Origin of the sequence: Pseudoalteromonas peptidolytica (assembly GCF_012641745.1) — a bacterium.
GTDB classification, from domain to species: domain Bacteria; phylum Pseudomonadota; class Gammaproteobacteria; order Enterobacterales; family Alteromonadaceae; genus Pseudoalteromonas; species Pseudoalteromonas peptidolytica.
Genome location: NZ_WEHZ01000020.1, coordinates 24,272 through 44,286, shown reverse-complemented (window position 1 = coordinate 44,286; position 20,015 = coordinate 24,272). Strand labels below are relative to the sequence as shown.

The 20,015-nt window shown below is 40.5% G+C and carries 13 protein-coding genes; 4 read left to right on the top strand and 9 right to left on the bottom strand.

Features of this window, described 5'->3' with window-relative positions:
* Positions 1–53 precede the first annotated feature (53 nt).
* From F9Y84_RS13775 to F9Y84_RS13765, 3 genes are all read right to left on the bottom strand, one after another.
* The gene (locus F9Y84_RS13775) at positions 54–3,332 is read right to left on the bottom strand and encodes a TonB-dependent receptor (RefSeq protein ID WP_125253474.1); all 3,279 of its coding nucleotides are present in this window, start codon (positions 3,330–3,332) and stop codon (positions 54–56) included.
* A gap of 729 nt (positions 3,333–4,061) precedes the next feature.
* The gene (locus F9Y84_RS13770) at positions 4,062–7,196 is read right to left on the bottom strand and encodes a TonB-dependent receptor (RefSeq protein WP_147390609.1); all 3,135 of its coding nucleotides are present in this window, start codon (positions 7,194–7,196) and stop codon (positions 4,062–4,064) included.
* A gap of 40 nt (positions 7,197–7,236) precedes the next feature.
* Positions 7,237–8,088, bottom strand: a complete 852-nt coding sequence (locus F9Y84_RS13765; protein ID WP_147390608.1) for a S1/P1 nuclease — start codon at positions 8,086–8,088, stop codon at positions 7,237–7,239.
* Positions 8,089–8,432: 344 nt separating this feature from the next.
* Between F9Y84_RS13765 and F9Y84_RS13760 the strand changes: the two genes are divergently transcribed.
* Positions 8,433–9,206, top strand: coding sequence for a PhnD/SsuA/transferrin family substrate-binding protein (locus tag F9Y84_RS13760; RefSeq protein ID WP_244297404.1), 774 nt, complete (start codon positions 8,433–8,435; stop codon positions 9,204–9,206).
* Positions 9,193–10,119: a hypothetical protein gene (locus F9Y84_RS13755; RefSeq protein WP_147390607.1), complete on the top strand. Its 927-nt coding sequence runs from the start codon at positions 9,193–9,195 to the stop codon at positions 10,117–10,119. Before F9Y84_RS13760 ends, F9Y84_RS13755 begins: the two co-directional genes overlap by 14 nt.
* A gap of 280 nt (positions 10,120–10,399) precedes the next feature.
* On the opposite strand, the gene ushA is transcribed toward F9Y84_RS13755, so the two are convergent.
* The 3 genes from ushA to F9Y84_RS13740 all read right to left on the bottom strand — a co-directional run bounded on the left by ushA (position 10,400) and on the right by F9Y84_RS13740 (position 12,764).
* Positions 10,400–11,986, bottom strand: a complete 1,587-nt coding sequence (gene ushA, locus F9Y84_RS13750; protein WP_147390606.1) for a bifunctional UDP-sugar hydrolase/5'-nucleotidase UshA — start codon at positions 11,984–11,986, stop codon at positions 10,400–10,402.
* Positions 11,987–12,047: 61 nt separating this feature from the next.
* A complete protein-coding gene (locus tag F9Y84_RS13745) occupies positions 12,048–12,239 on the bottom strand; it encodes a hypothetical protein (protein ID WP_125253479.1) in 192 nt (63 codons plus the stop codon).
* A 102-nt stretch (positions 12,240–12,341) separates the two neighbouring features.
* Positions 12,342–12,764: an MAPEG family protein gene (locus F9Y84_RS13740; protein ID WP_147390605.1), complete on the bottom strand. Its 423-nt coding sequence runs from the start codon at positions 12,762–12,764 to the stop codon at positions 12,342–12,344.
* A 117-nt stretch (positions 12,765–12,881) separates the two neighbouring features.
* Between F9Y84_RS13740 and F9Y84_RS13735 the strand changes: the two genes are divergently transcribed.
* On the top strand, positions 12,882–15,767 hold the full coding sequence (locus F9Y84_RS13735; RefSeq protein ID WP_147390604.1) for an insulinase family protein: 2,886 nt from the start codon (positions 12,882–12,884) through the stop codon (positions 15,765–15,767).
* Between the two features lie 297 nt (positions 15,768–16,064).
* Positions 16,065–16,574 (top strand): GNAT family N-acetyltransferase, encoded by a 510-nt coding sequence (locus F9Y84_RS13730; RefSeq protein WP_147391180.1) that lies wholly within the window; start codon positions 16,065–16,067, stop codon positions 16,572–16,574.
* On the opposite strand, the gene F9Y84_RS13725 is transcribed toward F9Y84_RS13730, so the two are convergent.
* From F9Y84_RS13725 to F9Y84_RS13715, 3 genes are read right to left on the bottom strand one after another with little or no spacing between them, the layout of a single operon-like run.
* A complete protein-coding gene (locus F9Y84_RS13725; RefSeq protein WP_147391179.1) occupies positions 16,569–17,153 on the bottom strand; it encodes a PqiC family protein in 585 nt (194 codons plus the stop codon). The two genes, F9Y84_RS13730 and F9Y84_RS13725, sit on opposite strands and share 6 nt — an antisense overlap.
* Complete coding sequence (pqiB, locus tag F9Y84_RS13720; protein WP_147391178.1) at positions 17,150–18,808, bottom strand: intermembrane transport protein PqiB; 1,659 nt, start codon at positions 18,806–18,808, stop codon at positions 17,150–17,152. Before pqiB ends, F9Y84_RS13725 begins: the two co-directional genes overlap by 4 nt.
* The gene (locus F9Y84_RS13715) at positions 18,805–20,010 is read right to left on the bottom strand and encodes a PqiA/YebS family transporter subunit (RefSeq protein WP_147391177.1); all 1,206 of its coding nucleotides are present in this window, start codon (positions 20,008–20,010) and stop codon (positions 18,805–18,807) included. Before F9Y84_RS13715 ends, pqiB begins: the two co-directional genes overlap by 4 nt.
* Between the last annotated feature and the right edge of the window lie 5 nt (positions 20,011–20,015).

Below are 20,015 nucleotides of genomic sequence, written 5' to 3'. Positions count from 1 at the left end.
AAAAGGCCAGCATTTGCTGGCCTTTGGAAGGTTATCTAATTATCTGTTAGATATTAGAATGTGTAACGAATACCAATTTTAGCTTGCCATGCTGATGCGCCTTTATCGATAGTCGAGTAGTTACGAACATCTGCACCCTTATAACGAGGAGAGATAATGAGCTTGCCATCGTCGTCTAAGCCACCAAAGTCATAAACAGCTTGGTCAGAGTAACCTAATTTCTTCTCTATACCCCAGTCACTGTTTAGTAGGTTAGCAAAGTTTTCGATCATAAAGTAAAGCTCACCTTTATGCTCTTTGTAGAAACCTGGGATCTCTTGCTTAAAGCTTACGTCCATAGTAGTGACCCAAGGTTGAGTGCCGGTGTTACGGTCAAGCAGTTGGCCACGCTCGGTGATACCTGCGCGATTAAGTAAGGTCTCTAACTCGTTCCAAGATAGTCTTGATTCTTCCCAATTTACATTGGCGTCATCAGGGCCCGATGGAATGTAAGCTAGGTATGCAGAGGTACCAGCAAAGTCGCGAGTATCACCAAAGTCATAGTCATTATAAGACCCCATTGTGTAGCTAAATGGACGACCAGAGCGACGTTCAAAGAATACGTTAAACTTAGACGCGTAACCGTCAAAGAATTCAGTTGTATAGCGTAGATTTAACTTGAAGCTGTGCTCAACTTCGTAGTGGCCGCGGCCAACCAATTCAACGTTACGGCTGTGCGTGGTTGCATGTTTATAGTTTCCATCAGCTTGAGATGCGCTGCCTGGAGACACATCTTCAACATCTTGGTTTGTATAGCTTGCTGAAACATAAAGCCCGTTATCCCACTCTTTAGCAATAGCTGTGCTAATGATAACTGAACGCGCGTCTTTATCTGCGTTAGTCATCATGATGTCGTAGTTATCTCTTAACTCACCAGAGTACTTGTTTTCATATATGATACGACCTGTTGCAGAACGAACGATATCGCCGTTTTCATCAAGTTTAGGGGTAATAGAAGTATTCTTCCAAATCGCTTCATCTTGCTTATTGTGATAAGCAAGTTCAGCTGTCCACTTAAAGCCATCGCCTAATAGCTCTGAATCAAAATCATATTCAAAGCCAATTTGAGCACGAATACTTGACGGTAACTCGAAGTTTGGATCTGTATAGGCTGTGCTACCTGCGCCTTGCTGTAGAGAATCTTGAATTGGCTGTGGCACACGAGTGAAGTCAACTTGCTCAACGCCAGCGAAGTAATCGTTGATAGCGTCTTGGTTTGCGCTAACCTGCGTTAACCCGTCTTTTTGGAATGGGTTGTTAAACCAAACATTTGGGATACCGCCGTGGAAGCGACCAACACCACCATTAATGGTGAGTGATTCAGTGGCATAATACTTGAAGCCGATACGTGGTAAAATGATATCTGCACCGTCCAAGTTTTCTTGGTTTGTATAGCCGTATGTTTCTTGGAAAGCGGTATTTAACGTTGGCTTATCGCTTGAAGATAAGCGTTCGTAACGAACACCCGCTGTCATTTCAAGGTCGTCAGTTACATAGAACTTATCTTCAATATAAAGCGCAAGTTGTTCACGTGTAGCATCATAAGCTAAGTCATTGACATTGTTAGTATAAGCATTGGTATAAGAGAACTTATAGTCATCATACTTGTTTAAGAATAGCTTTTTGTTTTCAAAATCTTCTATGCTACCAAACGTCCAGCTACCTCTTGAGTCTTCACCGAACAAGTTGTAAAGGCGCTTGCTCTCGTACTGACCACCGAAGTTAATCTCGTGGTCACCCATTAGGTAAGTTGCATCAAGTGTAAACGCGTATGTTTCTGTTTCAGACTCGTTAACATGACGGTATCTATCGCGTCCAAATTGGAAGCCAGCACCGCGCTCACCGAAGAGATTTACACGAATATTGCCTAGATCTGAGTTTGTAACGCTATCGTTTGTTACGTTTTTATAAGCAAGGCCAACCTCTGTCGAGAAATCATCTGTCCAATCAGAGTATAATTTGGCAGCGAAATTATCGAATTTGGTCGTATAGGTATAACGACTTGACGCCATTGATACTGTGTCGCCACCTGTTGCAAAGCCTCTTGCATCTTCTTCATCTTGCCATTGGTAAGTGAAGTCTGCACGGTGAAGATCTGAAATGTTCCAGCTTAGCTTGATTAAGATGCTATCGCTGGTGTCTTCAGGGTTACCACCAAGCTCATCTTGAATACCGTATACGCTGTTTAAAGCATTAACAAAATCGAGATAATCGTCTGCACTAACGTCAAACTCATGAGCTGTACCTGAACCATCAAAACCGTAGTCCATGTCCATCTCTTGCTTCCAAGCGTTGTAGTTTACAAAGTAAAATAGCTTGTCTTGGATAATCGCACCACCGGTACTAAAGCCTAAACGCTTTTCGGTAACGATAGGATCTGTGCGTGCCACTTCATAAGTTCTATGGCCATCTTCATCAAGAATGTTAGAACCAGCGCGGTGGATTATTTTACCGTCAGCGTCTTTTATGTCTTCTTTGTATTTCGCTTCTGAGATGTTATCTAGCTTACCTGCAAGGCTTGGTGTGCTAGTTTCGTAGAAACCAGTAAAGGTGTATTCATTAGAGCCTGACTTAGTAACCGCATTGATCGTACCGCCACCAAAGTTGCCTTTTTTAGCTGAGAAAGGGGAGGTATCTACAGAAATCTGCTCAATTGCATCAAGTGCTACCGGTGGTTGTGCTGTCGGGTAACCGCCAAAGTTTAGACCGAAATCATCATTTTGACCGATACCGTCAACGGTTAAACCGTTGGTTCTTGGGTTATTACCCGCAATTGTTAGTTCGCCATTACCATTGATGCTGGCGAGTGGGTTTAAGCGTGCAATGTCTTTGATATCATTATTGAAGCTAGGTACATTTTCAATGGTATCTGCACCAAATACACTGCTTGAGCCACCAGCTTGTTGCACTAGTTTATATCCAGTGACTTCGATTTTTTCTATTTGTTGTAACGGTTGAAGCTGGTTGGTTAGGCGGTGAGTATCACCAAGCTCTAGATAAATATTGTCAAGTTGTGTATCTGAATACTTGTTAGAATCCAAGATTACGCGGTAAGGACCACCTACACGAAGGCCTTTTGCGATAAACGTACCTGACTCGTTGGTTAGAAAAGTACTTGTTGTTCCAGTTGGTTCGTGAATAACTGTAACTTTAACGTTTGCAGCGGCTTCACCGGTTGGCGTTGTAATTTTACCGCGCATTGCAGATGACGTGTCAGCAGCGTAAGCACTCACTGATACGCCAAGTGCCAGAGCTAATGCGCCAGCTACTTTAGTTAAGCGAACGTTTCTCATTATGTCATTTCCCGTGTGTTTTGACTGTTTCAATGTAAATTACTGCGAACACAACATTTTTATATCAATCCTAAAGACGTTGTGTTCATAAACATTTCTATCAACTGCGCTTTGGGTTTCTGAAGCCAGAATCCCAAAATAGTGCTGATGAGAGTGTTTGGTCGATCTAAGTTGTGTTATCGACCTGGTATGCGCACACAAAGCTCAGTCTGTGTCGACTAAACAGTAAGCACCTCATAAGAGGTTCTCTTTCTTCCAAAACCACGTAGTTAACGCTATCTTTTGATGTCAAAAAGGCCGCTTACTTAATGCGATTGGTATTAAATCAAAAAGAGCAAAAAATATACTATTCTTAATTCTGCATACTTGCGAATTATACAGTAATAATAGGGCGGTTATCAAAAGTTTATGCTTTACTTTTAAGGTTTTTTGATTGAAACAATGGTGAAAATGTGGAGACACTGGTGTTGTTGTAACCATTTGACAAATAAGGTTTTTTGTCTTTTTTCGAGTTTGCGGCGGCCGGTACTTTGTAGTGATGATATAGGCTGTCAATACTTTCAGTTATCTTCAAAGACAACTATTCATTTACACCAAATATTTATATTTTATTTTTTGAATTTTATATTGAGCAGTTTCAAAGATTTAATAAAAATGCGTCACCTAGAGATAAAGGTGACGCATTTTACTTAAGCTGCTAACTTGTTAAGTATGCGTAGTAACTAGATATTAAAATTTATAATTAACACCTAGCTTGATACGCCATGAAGAGCGTTCCGCATCAAACGTAGTTGGTGCATCACTTTCATAACCTTCGCTGTAGATATACTGATTTGCAGCTTGGTCATACTCAACACCAACTAATTCGCGACCGTTAAAGAAGTCAGTTCTGTATACCTTACCTGCGCTACTATCAATTAAGTTAAGCAAGTTTTTCACTGAGAAGTAAACAGAACCTTTATGACCTTCCATAAACCCAGGGATTTCTTGGGTAAATTTGAAGTCTAGGCGTGTAGTCCAAGGACCATTAACAGTGTTTCTATCAACGATGCCGCCGGCTTGGCCCGCAAGACCGTGTTGGTCAATTACGGCTTTCAATTGCTCATAGCTATAACCATCTGCATAGCGTACTTTGGCATCATCTGCACCAGTTGGGATGTAGGCTAAGAACTCACCATCATCGAAGTTGTTTTGTCCACCAAAAGTGTCGTAGCCATTAGCATAAATCCAGCTATATGGTCTACCTGAACTACGCTCACCTTGTAGTGAGAAAGTAGACTTGTAACCTTCAAACAATTCTGCTGCGTAAGAAATATTAAGTTTAAAGCTGTGTTCAATCTCATAGCGGCTGCGGCCAACAACTGGGTTGTTTCTATCAGCTGCATTATACTTCTCATAGTTTGAGTTCGCTGTTGACGAAGTACCGCCAACTAGAGAGGTTGCATCTTGGTTAGCGTATGAAGCGTTTACGTAAAAACCATTCTCAAATGCTTTTGACAAACTAAGTGTAAATGTTTTACGCGTACCGCCTTCACCATTGGTTAGCATGATATCTGCACGGTCACGTTCACCAGTACCTACGTAAATGTTACGACCATCAGGGCCTGTAACAACCTCTTGTGTTTCACGGTATAACTCTTTCCAGCGGACAGCATCTTTTTCGTCGACATACATAAAGCTCGCTTCTAGATCCCAGTTATCACCTAGGCCGAAATCAGAGAAGTCAGCTGAATAGTTAGCCGTGATGCCATAGCGCCACTCTGAAGGTAACTCGAAGCTTGGGTCAATTAGGTTAACGTCACCATTACCTGGAGATAAGGTTGCACCCGCTGGCGCTTGTGTAAAGTCTGGGCTATTAAGGTCAACATCATCAGTATTAGCACGGACATTGATTTGGCCGTCGTTTGAGTATGAGTTTGAAATCCAAACGTTTGGTGTACCACCGTAATAACGGCCAACACCACCACTGATGGTTAAGTTATCCGCTGCTGTCCAGTTAAAGCCTACGCGTGGTAGGAAGATATCTTTTCCATCCAAGCTATTGGTATTCGAGAAGCTGTATAGGTCAGTGAATGTAGAATTCTCACGGATTAGGCCTGAAGTCGAGATTTTCTCATAACGAACACCTGCATTAATCCATAAATCATCGCGAATATCCCAACGATCTTCTACGAACATATGAAGATTTTTTACTTTAAAGTCAGCTGCAGCATCATTTGGGTTACCTGTGTAAGCATTTGAATAAGAAACGCTCTTCGCTTTACCAGCTTTAAAGTCCTCAAGTGAGGCAAATCTCCAGTCACCTCGAGAGAAAGGAACAAACTGGTTAAACACATCGATTTCTTCAACACCCACACCAAAGCTTAGGGTGTGATAATCAAATAGGTACTCACCCTCAACGTCAAAAGTAGTTGTAGTGTTCTCTAACTTATTAGCGTGACGGTAAGGATCTGTGCCGAAGTACACACGGTTATCATCAAAATCAATACGTACTTGACCAACTTTCGCATCGTTTAGCGTGTCAGAGAATGGGGCTTGGTTTGTTTTGGTGTCTTTGTATGACACTTTTACCTGTGTTGAAAACTCATCCGTCCAGTCTGAGTAAAACTGTGCTGCATAAGAGGTAATTTCTCCCTTTTTATCATACCAGTTACTCAATAATGAAAAACGACTACTATTAGTGTTTTGGGGCGTAATCGAGTTGTCGGTAGAGTCTTGGTAAGTAAATGCTGCACGATGGTAGTCATTAATATTCCAGTCAAGCTTTACGAGTAGTTTCTCACTGTCGTTATCTAGCCCCTTAGGAGTGCTACCAGTATTAACATTGTACTTGCTACTCGCAACGCTTTGGATCTCTTCAAGCTGAGCACCAGTTAACCAATCTAGTTCATTTGCCGCGCCAGAGCCGTCTACTCCCCACTCAGTAACGAATGGAGTAGTCGATTCTTCATAAGCAACAAAAAAGAATAGCTTGTCTTCGATAAGCTTACCACCAAGCGCAGCACCAAATGTTTTACGCTCATATTCTAAGTCTACATCAGTACCATCTTCACGTTTTGGCGTACCAGCCATAGAGTCATCTTCATACTCATAGAAGAATTCACCAGATAACTCATTGGTACCTGACTTTGTCACTGCATTTACAGAAGCACCGGTAAAACCAGATGCTTTTGCATTAAATGGTGTGATGTCTACTGACACTTGGTCTATAGCTAATAATGAAATCGGTGAACCATTCGTTGGGTAACCATTATCGTTTAAGCCAAAGTCATCATTTTGTTTAACGCCGTCAATAGAAATACTATTGAAGCGCGGGTTTACACCACCTACTGACATCTCACCGCGAGAGTCATCAGAGATATTAACAAGCGGGTTTTGACGCACGATATCTTTTATGTCACGGTCAAATGAAGGTGAACGCTCAATATCGCCTGCACCATAAACACTTCCCATTGTGTCTTTTGAGGCATTGATAATTGAGTGACGAGATGCACCTGTGATGGTGATTGTTTCGATATCAGAAGTTAGTTCTATATCCAGTGCCGAAGTTTTGCCAAGCGTTAGGAATAGATCTGTTAGTGTTTTATCTTTATGTTTCTTAGAGTCAATTACAACAGTGTATGGACCACCTACGCGTAAGCCAGACGCATTAAAAACACCACTCTCATTGGGAGAGAGGGTTTTCTTTGAACCTGTTGGTTCGTGAATAATTGTTACGACAGAAGAAGTATCTGGGTTACCTTGTGGCCCCACAATAGTTCCTTTAATCGTCGATGTTAAAGAGTTTGCACTGGCTGCGCCACTAACACCTACAGCTGCAACTATCGCTACAGAAAGTGCTGTTTTGCGTAAAATAGTGTTCATTATGTTGTTTCCCGTATTTTTAGAACTAGCTACAATTATATTATTTCGCAGTCACAGAAGTCTTTAGTGCTTCTTTTAGTGGCTGCGAGTCCTTATCAAAAATTTGGTTTAATAAACCAGCAAGTCTAATACCGCCTTGTTGCAGTCTAAACTTCACTGTTGGCATATGCTTGTAAATGTACCCATAACTTATTTCAGTTTCATTGCTGTTATATACATTTTCGGCAATATTATTTGATTCAAGTAGCCAATCAGCTGGTGCGCTGTTTAAATATTCAGCAATTATTTCAGAGTTTGTGGTTTGAATAAAGCGAGTAAACTCAGTAAACGAGAGATTTTCGTTCTCAATTAATTTGGTATCCCACGTACTGTGTAAATTAGAGTCGCTACCGAAAAACTTTACTTTAATCATATTGCCCCCACGATCCTCACCCCTGCCGGCGTGGAAAGGTTGGTGACTATCGCCTACAAGGTGGACAAGGAAGCGTAACGCAAAACGTTTTTCGTCTATCGATTTGGAGTCGGATTGGAGCGTGTTGATAGAGTAATAAATGCCATCTAGAATATTTTTTACTTTTTCTTTGTCGTCTAGATTTGAATGGACATGTTGGTGCATGTTTTTAGGATCTTCGATATTAATGTAATGCCATTTCGAAGACTGTTTGCGCCAAAAGGTGCTTGGATCTGAGCGCATCTCGTCAGCCCATGTGGATACTTCAGCTAAAGAATCGCCTTCTAGTAAAGGCTTAATAGCAAGGCGGGTGTGGTCAGTTAAATGTAATTCAGCTAATTCGCCAATGATCCTGTGCCCATTTTGGCCCCATGCTGCTGCATCTGAAGTGGTTAACGTCATTCCTACTGCAAAAAGTAATGAAATGCTTTTACGTAACATTTTTATCTCTTGTGGAAAAGGGAACAATCTTCCCAATAAAAAGTGAGGCCAATTGTCCGCATTTTTCAACAAAATAAAAGGACTCAATAAGATTCATAATTTCTTATCAATAAAGTATTTAAATCAATTGTTTATGTCTTTTTAGTAAAATTACCTATTGCAATAAGTAAAGAAAATTGATCTAATAGACGACAAGAAATGGTAGGTTATGTGTAAATGTGATATATAGTAACGTTTTGGTTAGTAAAGCAGCAATTTTCTCCGTGTTTTTTACAGGTGCATTATTGTGTTGGTTCCTCGGTAGTAGGCTGGTATCTGTTAAACCTTTGTCAATCGAACCAGTTGTGCAATATTCAAGTTCGTGTAAAACGCGCTCTGTTTCCAATATCAACACGCTAAAAGTACATGTACCTATTAAAAGTCTAGCTTTGGAAGTGCTTGTTAGAGCCTGCGAAAATGACGTTGTTACTAGGCAATATGGTGAGGTAAAGGTATATTGGGGTGGCAGCCTAGGAGAGCAAATTGAATTTTTGGCCAAAGGTATTGCTGACGTAATCTTGACCAAAGACAATATTATGTCGGCATTAATGGCCGAGTCTACACATAGTTACAAACCGGTTATTGGGTATCCTGCTTATTCTGCATTTTTTATTTCAAACACCGAAAAACCGACTTTATCCAAGTCTTACTTTTTGGACAAAAAGATCGGTTTACTAGATTACCCAACCAGCCGCTCGGGGCATATTCTGCCAAAAAGTGCGCTCAAAGACCTAGATATAGATATTAACGCACTCGACATTACGTATTTGAGTTCGCATCAAGCACTGCGTGAACGACTTGCATCCGGAGAAGTAGATATTATCGCTTCGTACTGGTCTGATGAAGATGAGGTGAGGTTTTCAAAAAATTATATTACACCGATTGCGGATAATGTCAGCGGTAGTAAGTGGTATTTGAAAATGAACAACAATAACACCGATTTAGTGTGTGCGTTACAAGGGATTGTACACCAGATAGCTCAGTCAAGAACATCCAGCTATTTTGATAAAGTAGATACCTATTGGCAGTGTGAGAAGGCTCCTTACCGCTTTATTGGAGAAAAAAATGGAGCTAAATAAACGTAATATATTTTTATTTATGGGCTTATCTTTGCTTTTTTGCTGTATTTTCCACTTATCTCAAACTACCACAGTAACAGATGTGTTAAAGCAGCAAAAAGAAGCAGTTGCATTGAGAGTGGCTATTGATTTAAATAAACTCCCTGTAGCAGATCCATTTTTACACTACGCAGGAAATGAAGTTGAATTAAATGAGTATATCAACGCTTTAAATTTATCTTTGCAAAATAAAGGTGCTCGACTTACTGTTTTAGATATTAATACCTCAGGTGCTGGAGAAAGTAAAAATAGTGAAATACTGACATTAACTGCCCCACATAGAAATTTTTATGTAGCTATTTCTATCGATAACTCTAAACCTGTTTTTACTTTTATATTTCCTTTCATCATGGCTTTAATTGGCGTCGCTTTTTATAGTTGGAATAGAAAGAAGCATATCGCAGCAAAGGTTAATAAAGTTGAACTACCAGAAAATTTACCTGAGTTTAAGCTGATTATTGATTTACACTCAAAAACAGTAACCACTAACCGTGATAAACAGGTAAGGGTACAGCTTGCAAATAAGCCATTATGCTTTTATTTGGCATTGATAGAATATTGTGATGTCCACCCAGATGTTATTTTGAACCAAAACAAAGCGATGCCAGAGCCATTGCTAGAATTGGCTGATAAATACTTTTATCGACTGGTTGAGCTTGGTCACACTATCAGAAAACGGCCAAATTTTACTAATAGTCTTGAGAAGACACTAAGTGAAATTAGAGCTGCTTTAGATGAAGCACTAGAAGCATTTCCAGAGAAAAAAGCGCTGTTTTATCCACCCAAAGCCCATGGAGAAGGCTCACGCTCTAAGCTTCATAGTTATGGGCTTAATGGAGTTAAAAAGTCAGAAGTAGAAGTGATAGGTAAGTGATACCAGCATCATTCAAACAACCTTAGGTTTGGATAAGGAGTGCTCTAATTTGTCTCTGGGTCAAACCAGAGAGTTTTAGGGGAAGTGGTGTTATCGACAAAGTTTTTTGCCTCAACATAGCAAGCTTAATTAAGATAATTGGAATAAGCGAGCGACTCTTCTACTATCTACAGACGCTAATCGAGTAACAACGTTAGGCTCTGTCTGCCACTTTTATTAGGCTAGCATTAATATAGATAACACCTAAAAGCGCTATCTAATATTAATGCTAGTTTCCGTATCACAGATCGACTGCTTTGATCGGGCTGTGCTTTTGCAGGTAATCCCTCAGTACTTGAGCATCAGTGAAGTCTGTAGCGGTATATTCTGCAAGTTGGTTAACTTTAGGGTAGCCATCACCACCTGCGGCATTATAGCTGTTAATACTCATACGGTAGCGTTGATTAAGCGCCAAAGGCTGCCCTGCAATTTTTACATTAACCACTTTATTATCTTTTAAATCAAAAGTAATGTGGTGATACTGCATATACGCACCAGAATCTGGTGGAAATTGTGCGACTGTGTTCAGGTAGTTGATTAGATCTTTACCTTGCCAGTCGACGTAAGTAATGCGGTTTCTAAAAGGGTGTACCTTTAATACATCTTTATAGCTTATATCACCTTGTTCAATACTGTCTCTGATCCCGCCGCCACTGATAATACCAAAATCCGCTTCCACAGCGGCCATCTGAGCATTAATAATCAAATCAGCAAGCTTGCTTTGTTTAAATCTAACCGTGCTTCGACGGCCATCAAGAAAACTATCTACAGATCCAACCGCACCAGCTATTTGCGCTTGCCCTTTATCTTGAAAGGGCTTCAAGAACGCAAGAAGTTGTAAATCTTCTTCGATACTTTCCCCAATTACCACACCTTTGTCATCCTTAAGATTGACTGGGATCAGGTTGTAACTGACCAAGGTTTTAATATCTCCGCTGATTTTAAACACGGCTTTACCCACATACTTACCCCATTCATGTGCTTGCATTATCCAAGTACCATTTTGGTTGTCGGGTTTACATGTTTTGCCCGGAGAAAAGTGCGTATTCTCTTTACCGCTTTTATCTACGCAAACAGGCTCTTGAGAGTGCCCGCCTACAATTAAGTCGAGTGTGCCGGGGGCGAGCTGGCGTGCTAGCGTCACATCACCTGGTGCATTGATCCCATGTGCAGCATCATGATAATGACCCATATGAGTCACTGCTATCATCACATCAGGGTTATATTTCGCTTTTATCTTAGGTGCCCAGTCTTGTGTCGCAGCCAATGGCTCAATAAATGTCAATCCATCAATATGCTTAGGGTTTGCTATCTTTACCGTATCAACGGTCGTCAGACCAAGCACGGCAATCGTTAAGCCTTCCTTTTTTATAATAGTGTATGGAGTGTAAGCTGGGGATTGAGAGGTGTTGTCGATGATATTAGCTGACAAAATAGGGAAACCAGCCCACTCAATTTGTTTCGCGAGGACATCACGACTGTTATCAAATTCGTGATTACCGAGCGCCATAGCGTCATAACCTAACTTTTTCATTCCTTTAAAGTCGGGCTCTGCAAATTGCAAATCTGATTCTGGAACACCGGTATTAATATCTCCACCCGAAAGCAAGATAACGGCATGACCTGAATTTTCGGCTTCGCTCTTTAGTTTATCGATTAAGGTTTTTCTTGCGGCCATACCATACTCACCCTTATCATTTCGCCAGAAGCGACCATGGTTATCGTTGGTATGTAGCACAGTCAGGTACTGTGTAGATTGCGGCTCATTGGGAGAATACTGACAAGCTGATAACAGCAATGCCGTTGAAAAAATCAAAATATTGCGCATAATTCAGTATCGTTAGTAAATTATGCGCGTATTTTAGAACAATAAAATTATTTTAATAGTGCTAACACTCAAAATCGCTAAATTTTCTATTACTATTTTCAGCGGCACAAACCCGCCTGTTAAGTTCCACTTTTGCGTACTCTCGTTTGTCATGGCCTGTTTCAACCATCCAATTTAAAAAGCTTGCTGGTAGTGATGAATACGGTTCACCAGCATGAAGACCAAAGTCGCAAATAAGATTATCCTGTTTCATTTGATTGCCCCTGTTGTTCTTTTAATCATCGACATGCTAGCAAATTGGTTCAGACTTTAAAGAATAGTTGGTTAAAAGAGATGGCTTTTTTAGTCCTTTTGGTTATATAAGTGTTAATATAAGCGTGAGCCATTGGGCTAGTACGAATACGCAGCCGGTTAAATAAAGCCTAAAGCGTAAAGTCAGGTGATTGCTACCAATATGCACGTATGAATGCGCGATACGACTAAATACAAATAACAAGGCAAAAAGACTAAACCATAATGTGACTAGTTTTAAAGAAAGTGCTGCGAGGGAGACAACAAAGAATAGAATGGGGATCTCAAACTGATTACTAAAATTACGTGAAGCGAGTATGACTTCTTCTGGAGCGTCGTTAAGCTGCATAGTCTTGAACTGATCGATGTGTATTAGGCTTTTCTTTGCTGCAGCAAAGCGTCGCTTTCCCATTACCAGCATCACACTAAAAGTTAACAGCGTCTGTAAAAATAGTGCTACGAGTAGTATATAAATAGAAGTTGTCATCATTTTCCAATTTACGAAGTGTTACAAAACAAAAATATCGAGTGTTGCAAAAGGCTAACGCAATGACCATGATAGTGTGACTATTAATAGTCATTTATCACCATAATGGATTGTTTTATGAAAAAGCTATTCGCAATTAGTGCCCTTACTGTAGCAGTTATAACCGGGTGCAGTACAACTTCTTCGTTAAATAGCACGTCTGTTAAGTCAAATTTACTCTCACCTAAACTTATCGTCAGTCCAAACGATGACAGACAATATCAAACACTGACTTTAGAAAATGGCATAGATGTCATCTTGGTATCTGACCCTTCGGTGTCCAAGTCAGCTGCTGCGTTGAGTGTTGGTGTTGGCTTACTTCATGATCCTATGTCGCAGCAGGGAATGGCGCACTATTTGGAGCACATGCTGTTTCTCGGGACAGAAAAGTACCCCGATAGCAAAGGGTATTCAGAGTTCATGACCAATAACGGTGGTGCCCATAATGCTTATACATGGCTAGATATCACCAATTATATGTTTAAGGTAAATAATGATGCTTATGATGAAGCGCTAGACCGCTTTTCAGATTTTTTTAAGTCACCTAAATTGTACCCTGAATATACCGAAAAAGAGAAAAATGCGGTAAATGCTGAATGGTCAATGCGAAGAGAAATGGATTTTTTTGGCCAGTTTAAGCTTGCGAGAAACATGATGGGCGAGCACCCTGCAAACCGATTCTTGATCGGAAATCTTGAAACCTTAGGGGATAAGGAAGGGAGCAACCTTCATCAAGAAACTGTCAATTTCTACAACAAATATTATTCGGGGAATATTATGAAATTAGCGATGATTTCAAATGAGCCGATTGAGCAAATGGTCGCCAAAGCGAAAAAGCATTTTACTTCAATTAAAAATAAGCATATTGAAAAACCTTCAGTAACACAGGAACTTAACTATAACAAAGTAGGGCAAAAGCTTGTTCATTATAAGCCCAACGAAGATGTAAAGACGCTGAAACTTGATTTTACGATTGAAAATAATGCGGCAGAGTTTGCAGTTAAGCCCAACTACTTCATCACTTATCTATTAAGCAATGAAATGGCAGGAAGCCCTGCACAAGTGCTAAAAGAGCAGGGGCTTATCTCTTCATTGACCGCTTATGCTACGCCAAATAGTTATGGTAATTATGGCACGCTCCAAGTTGATATTCAGTTAACTGATCAAGGTATTAAGCAGCGTGAGTTAATCACAGGCACTGTGCTAGATTACATTGAGTTAATTAAGCAGCAAGGTGTCGATAGCCGCTATTTTAAAGAGATCCAAACATCGCTAAACAATCAATTTAGGTTTTTGGAAAAAGGAGATGAATTCGGCTACGTCAGTAATTTAGCCGATAGCATGCAGCATTTTCCAGTAAACCACGCCATCAACGCAAGTTATTATTACGCTCAATTCGATGCTGATGCGGTAAACGCTGTATTAGAGCAATTAACTCCAGAGCACATGCGAGTGTGGTACATCAGTAAAGATGAACCTACCGAAGATAAGCTGCATTTTTATGACGGTGAATATAAAATTGTAGATCTAAAAGAAAGCGACTTTGAACACTGGAAAAAAGCTGCAAACTTTACCTTATCACTCCCTAGCGTAAATACGCTCTTACCGGAGCACTTTGCTTTAAAAACTGTGCCAGCTGATGCAAAAAAAGGCGTACAAAAAGTAATTGATGCTGATGGGGTAACAATCTGGCATGCAGCCAGCGAGCGATTTTATGCTCAGCCAAAGGGCAGCTTAAAAATTTATATCAATAACCCAGAATCATTGGATGATATTAAAACTGAAGTCGCATTGGCGATTTGGTCGGATTTATATCGATTAGATAAAGCGAAATTGATGACAGAAGCAAGTGTTGCAGGAATGTATTTAGGCCTCACGCCGAGCAACGGTTTAATGCTGGATATTTCAGGTTTTACTGACAAGCAATCGCTGCTATTAAAAGACGCATTATCTGGACTGCAAATCAGTGTCAGTGAGCGGGCTTTTGAGCAAGCAGTAGACCGCTACGTGAGAGGCATTCAAAACCAAGCTAAAGAATTTCCATTTAGACAGGCATTTAGCGTCTACCAAAAGCTAGTACGTTCTGGTAGTTATGACGATGCTGCATTAATTGCGGCCGCAAAATCGCTCACAGTGGGCGATTTAGAAACAGTGCAAGATCACGTGTTGAGTAATAACCAAGTAAGAGTATTTGCCTACGGCAATTATGATAAATCGGATTTAGAAGTACTTAAATCAACGCTCGACAATATTTTGGCAAAACGCAAAAATATTACCCAATATGCCCGAGCTGCTTACTGGAAACCTGAGAAAAAACAAACCTTAGTGTGGCAGCAAGATATAGATGTCGCAGATGTGGCTGTGATTGATTTTGCAGTACACCCCGTGCCAGGCTACGCGCAAAAAGCGGCGGCGATGATACTGCAAGGGCACCTCAGAACTGCGGCATTTGAGCGCCTGAGGACACAAGAGCAGTTGGCTTATGCCGTAGGCGCGACAGGTGTTGCTATTGATGAGTACTCTGCGCTTGGGTTTTACATTCAGACTCCAGTGAAAGACGCAAAAAGTATGCAAGCTCGCTTTGATGAATATAAGCTCGAATATGCTGAGGAACTGAACAAGTTAACGTCTGAGACATTTGCGCAGCTTAAAAATGCGGTGTTGGTGTCGTTGACCGAAGCGCCTAAAAACTTGTCTGAAGAGTTGCAGCCATTGTTAGGTGATTGGTTTAAAGAAAATATGGAGTTTGACTCTAAAGCTAAATTGATAGCGGCTGTTGAAGCGATAACATTGGCGGATGTAAAAGATTACTACCAAAAGACGGTAATGAATCCAGATGCTGCTCGACTGAATATTCAACTTCGTGGCAGCAAATTCAAATCTGAACCGTTTGCTGATCTGCCCATGCAAATTAAACTAGACTCATTAGAGCAGGCTAAAAAGCAAGTTAAATTTCAGCCGTAAAATAAAAGTAGGCAATTTCGTAAAAGCTGGTTAGGGTAGTCCTGCCAGCTTTTTTATTTATAAATAACCTAAGCTACGGATAATTAATACCTTTCTATCAGCCGAGTGTTAGCGCTAACGGCGTAAACTCGGCTGGTCTATAGAATGTAGGCAAGGCAAAAATTTTGCTATTTAGTCATTCTAAATAAGAAACTTTTAACGCTGTTAGCGTCAGATTTACTCCTTCAAATTGAGCAAGTATTGAGTCTAATTGGTATAATATCAATAACATCACGAATAACCTGTACAGGAAGCATTATGGTCATAGCAAAAGGAAAGCGTGTTTATTTGAGAAAGGCCAACTTAAATGATACTGGTTTTATGCTTCAGTTACTTAACCAAAAAAGCTTTATAGATAATATTAGAGATAAAAATATTAAAACCCATCGTGAGGCGCAAGAACACATTGAGCATGCGTATCTCATTCCGTATCAAATTGGCTTACCTGCACCTTACATTGTTGCACAAGCGAGTAGCGGTCAGAGTGTTGGTGTATGCGGTTTATATCAGCGTAATTTTCTCCGCTATCCTGATGTTGGCTACGCGTTTTTAGATCACTTCACCGGCAAAGGGTATGCAGCAGAAGCAGTAATGGCACTCATAGAATATGTTAAATTGCACGAAAGCTATCAATGCCTTAGTGCAATAACACTAGAATCAAATACAGCGAGCATAAATGTACTGAAGAGGACGGGTTTTACAAGTTGTGGCGCAATTATTATTGATCAAGACCACAAGCCTGTGGTTGTGTTTGAACGCAATTTATAATGATTGATTTATATGTAAACTCAATTGTTTAACATTTTTCTGGTGCGCGGCCACTAGCGCGTTAAAACCATCTTGTGCTAATTCAGTTTCAAAGTGAAATGGGTGCACTTGGCTAAGTTGGTAGCTTTTGTCTTTATAGGTATACAAGTACCATGTGCCACTCATTACGGCACCTTTTTCAAAATGACCAGCAAACTCATCCACTTCAACAACGAGACGCCGATGTTTTTCATTATGACGATAAAATTTATCGCTCTTTATTGCGGTGGTATCCGAAGCGGTATTTAGTCCGTTGATTAAATGCCAAGTCAGCATATCAGAGGGGGGTTGTGCCCAAAAATGGAAGTTTGCAATATTCACTTTATTATTGGGCTGAAGCTGCACGAGGGCTTGTTGATTAAACAACTCAATTAACTGCACCTTGTCAACGATAATAATATTGCTCGATTGTGATAGTGCAGAGGCTTCACTGAGAGTCTGCGTTGTGCTCAACTGGTAATAGCTTACTGGTAACGATTTATTTGTCATACACCCAGCGAGCAAAACACACAACATAGATACAGTGAATCGTGTTTTCATTTTGTTTTCCTTGGCTGTGGATCTGCCTCAGCCTCTTTGTTAAAAATCAGCATATTAGGTTGTTCGTTCAGTCCTTTTGAAATGGGCTTTAAGCGATTTGAAAGACTCTCAATTTCTTCTAGTGTGCTGTTCAACTGTTCCATCACGCCAGAGCCTTTTTGATACTGAGTCATTGTCTGTTCAAATTGTTTTAAGCTGGAAGTAAGCTGATTTAATGTGTCTTTAAGACTGGTTAAGTTGCCACCAACCTTTTCTGTAATGTCATTCTCGTTAACCGATTTTACGAGTTGATTCATTTCCATTGCTAGTAACCTGTGTTGCTGAAGGGCGCCTTCTAATTCCTTAACAGTTGTTTCAAGAGGTAACCCATTTAGTTTGTTTAATAAGCTGGTGACTTGTTCCGAAAGTGCAGTGATCCCGCTTGAAACACTCGGCAACACTGGGTAAACAGTCGCTTTGTCGGTACTCACGATTTCAGCACTTGGGTAGAAATCTAGCTCTATATATACCGCACCTGTTAACAAATTACCACTTTTTAGTGACGCTCTTAATCCATTCCTAATCCATTTTTCTATATTGGTTGACCAATACTCTTGTGCCAGCTCTGCATCTTCGTAAATGCGACCGTATTCAATTTTAACTAAAACAGGGACGGATGTATTGTCTCTTTGAAAATAAAGAGGCCTGTCGTCACTGACACCCGTTGCCGGAACTTGCTCAATTGTACCTATTCTCATCCCTCTGTATTCTACAGGAGCACCTGCTTTTAAGCCTCGAATAGACTGTTCAAACTCAACAAGATAGTAATCAAAGTGATCAAAGCGTCGCTCGAGCGCCATCGAAAAGTTTTTATGTAGGGCATAGCTTTTATTTTCGATGGAAATTTTACCGCTGGGCATTGAGGGTGGGTAGTCAACGGAGATCCCACCTTTGATCATCTTGGCTAATGACCCAGTTGAGACTTCTACGCCTTCGGTTGACAGCTTAAAGTCAATCCCAGAGCTAATCCAAAAAATAGCATTGTCTGTAATGAGTTTATCGTAGGGAGAGTAGATAAAAATACCATATTCCATTTTTAGGCTTTCAACACTGAAATGTGCTGATTCCACCTGACCAATTTTAAAGTTTCGGAAAAATATACTAGAACCAACATCCAAAACCTCGGCATCTGATGCCACCAATTTATAACGTTTCCCTTCAACCTCTGCACTAATGAGGGCTGGCTCATCCATCAAGGTAAAAATGCTAGAGCGAGCTTTCGCTTCACCAGGTGATAACTCGATGTAAACCCCAGATAGAAGGGTGTTCATACCTGAAATTCCAGATTCATCTATCCGTGGTTTAACGACCCAAAAGGATGAGTCTTCCGCGAGCAAGTCGCTGTAAGGTTGCAAGACTCTGACTTTGGCAACAACAGCATTTTGATTAAGCTCTAACTTTAATGACTCAACCAAGCCAACTTTCACACTTTTAACCCGTACCTCAGTTTTACCTGCAATAATGCCATCGGCATCATTCATCTTGATGAAAATGGTATGGCCTTTATTAACTTGGTGTTGATAAAGCATCCAACCTGTAATGAGCAACGCGATAATAGGAATTATCCATATTACGGAAAATTTTGGTTTGTCTTCGATATCGGCTTGAGTAGTCATTGATTATTTTTATCCCACAATAATCTTGGATCAAAACTATTAACGGCAGCTATCTGGCAAAGCACCATTAGCGTAAAGAATACAATGCCAATTTCCGGTTCCACATTCAACACCGTACCAAGTTGAACCAAAGAGACCAAAATAATGACAACGAAGACATCAATCATCGACCAGCGACCAATAAATTCGAGTAGTCGATACACTTTTGTCGCTTTTAGCGGATCCTTGGGTATTTTCACTCGGATCAGCAAGTAACTCAATAATAATGCTTTTAGCGCGGGAATACATATACTTGCGAGAAAAATAAGCGTCGCGACAGGGTAGGAGCCATCTTCCCATAAAACTTGGACGCCGGAAAAGATAGTCGCCGGTGTATGCAAGCCAAGGCTTATAGTATCCATAATCGGAAGAAAGTTAGCTGGAATAAGTAGCACCACGCTGGTAAGCATCCAGGCTAAACTTTTTTGAATAGATTGAGCTTTTCGATATTTTAACTTGGCATAACAACGCTGGCACTTATCACCTTCTCCTAAAAAACCACAGACTTTACAGCGCTTTAATACTGCGGGTAGAGTGGTAGCATTCTCTTTAGGCTCAATTAGGTTTAGATTGCACTGAGTTTGATTGCGCCACATAAACTCATGATCAAATAGAGATAGAGCTTCTATAAAACACAGTACAAATAAAATGTAAGCCCAAAAACCTAATCCCATTTCAAGTTCGGCAAAAGACATCAGTTTAAATGCACTGACAAGCACCGCGACCAGGAATATATCGGTCAGATTAAGTGGTTTTAGTACTGATAGTAGTTTTGCTAAATGTCTAGCATTGTGCGCGTTAAGCACTTGCCAATAATTAGTGTGTGCAAGAAGTAGTAAAAGGCTAACTGCAATCGGCATAATCAAAATAGTGAATGCAAATAATCCAGCTAAGAAGTAGCTGTAATGATCTGCAAGTAACATCAACGCTTGCCAAAGGCTCACCACCTGAGTGATACCGTGTTGAGTATAGGTAATGAAGTTGGGGAACAAACTTGCGCATAAAAATAACAGGGCGGAAAAGCTAAAAGCCTGTATCAGTTGATTATGATGGCCTTGCACGTGGCAAAGTACGCACCGGCAATTTGGGCATACCGCACGTTTTTGCGAGTCGATCTGATCAATTTGAACGAGCGTGTCGCATTCTGGGCAAGCTGTTAACACACAAA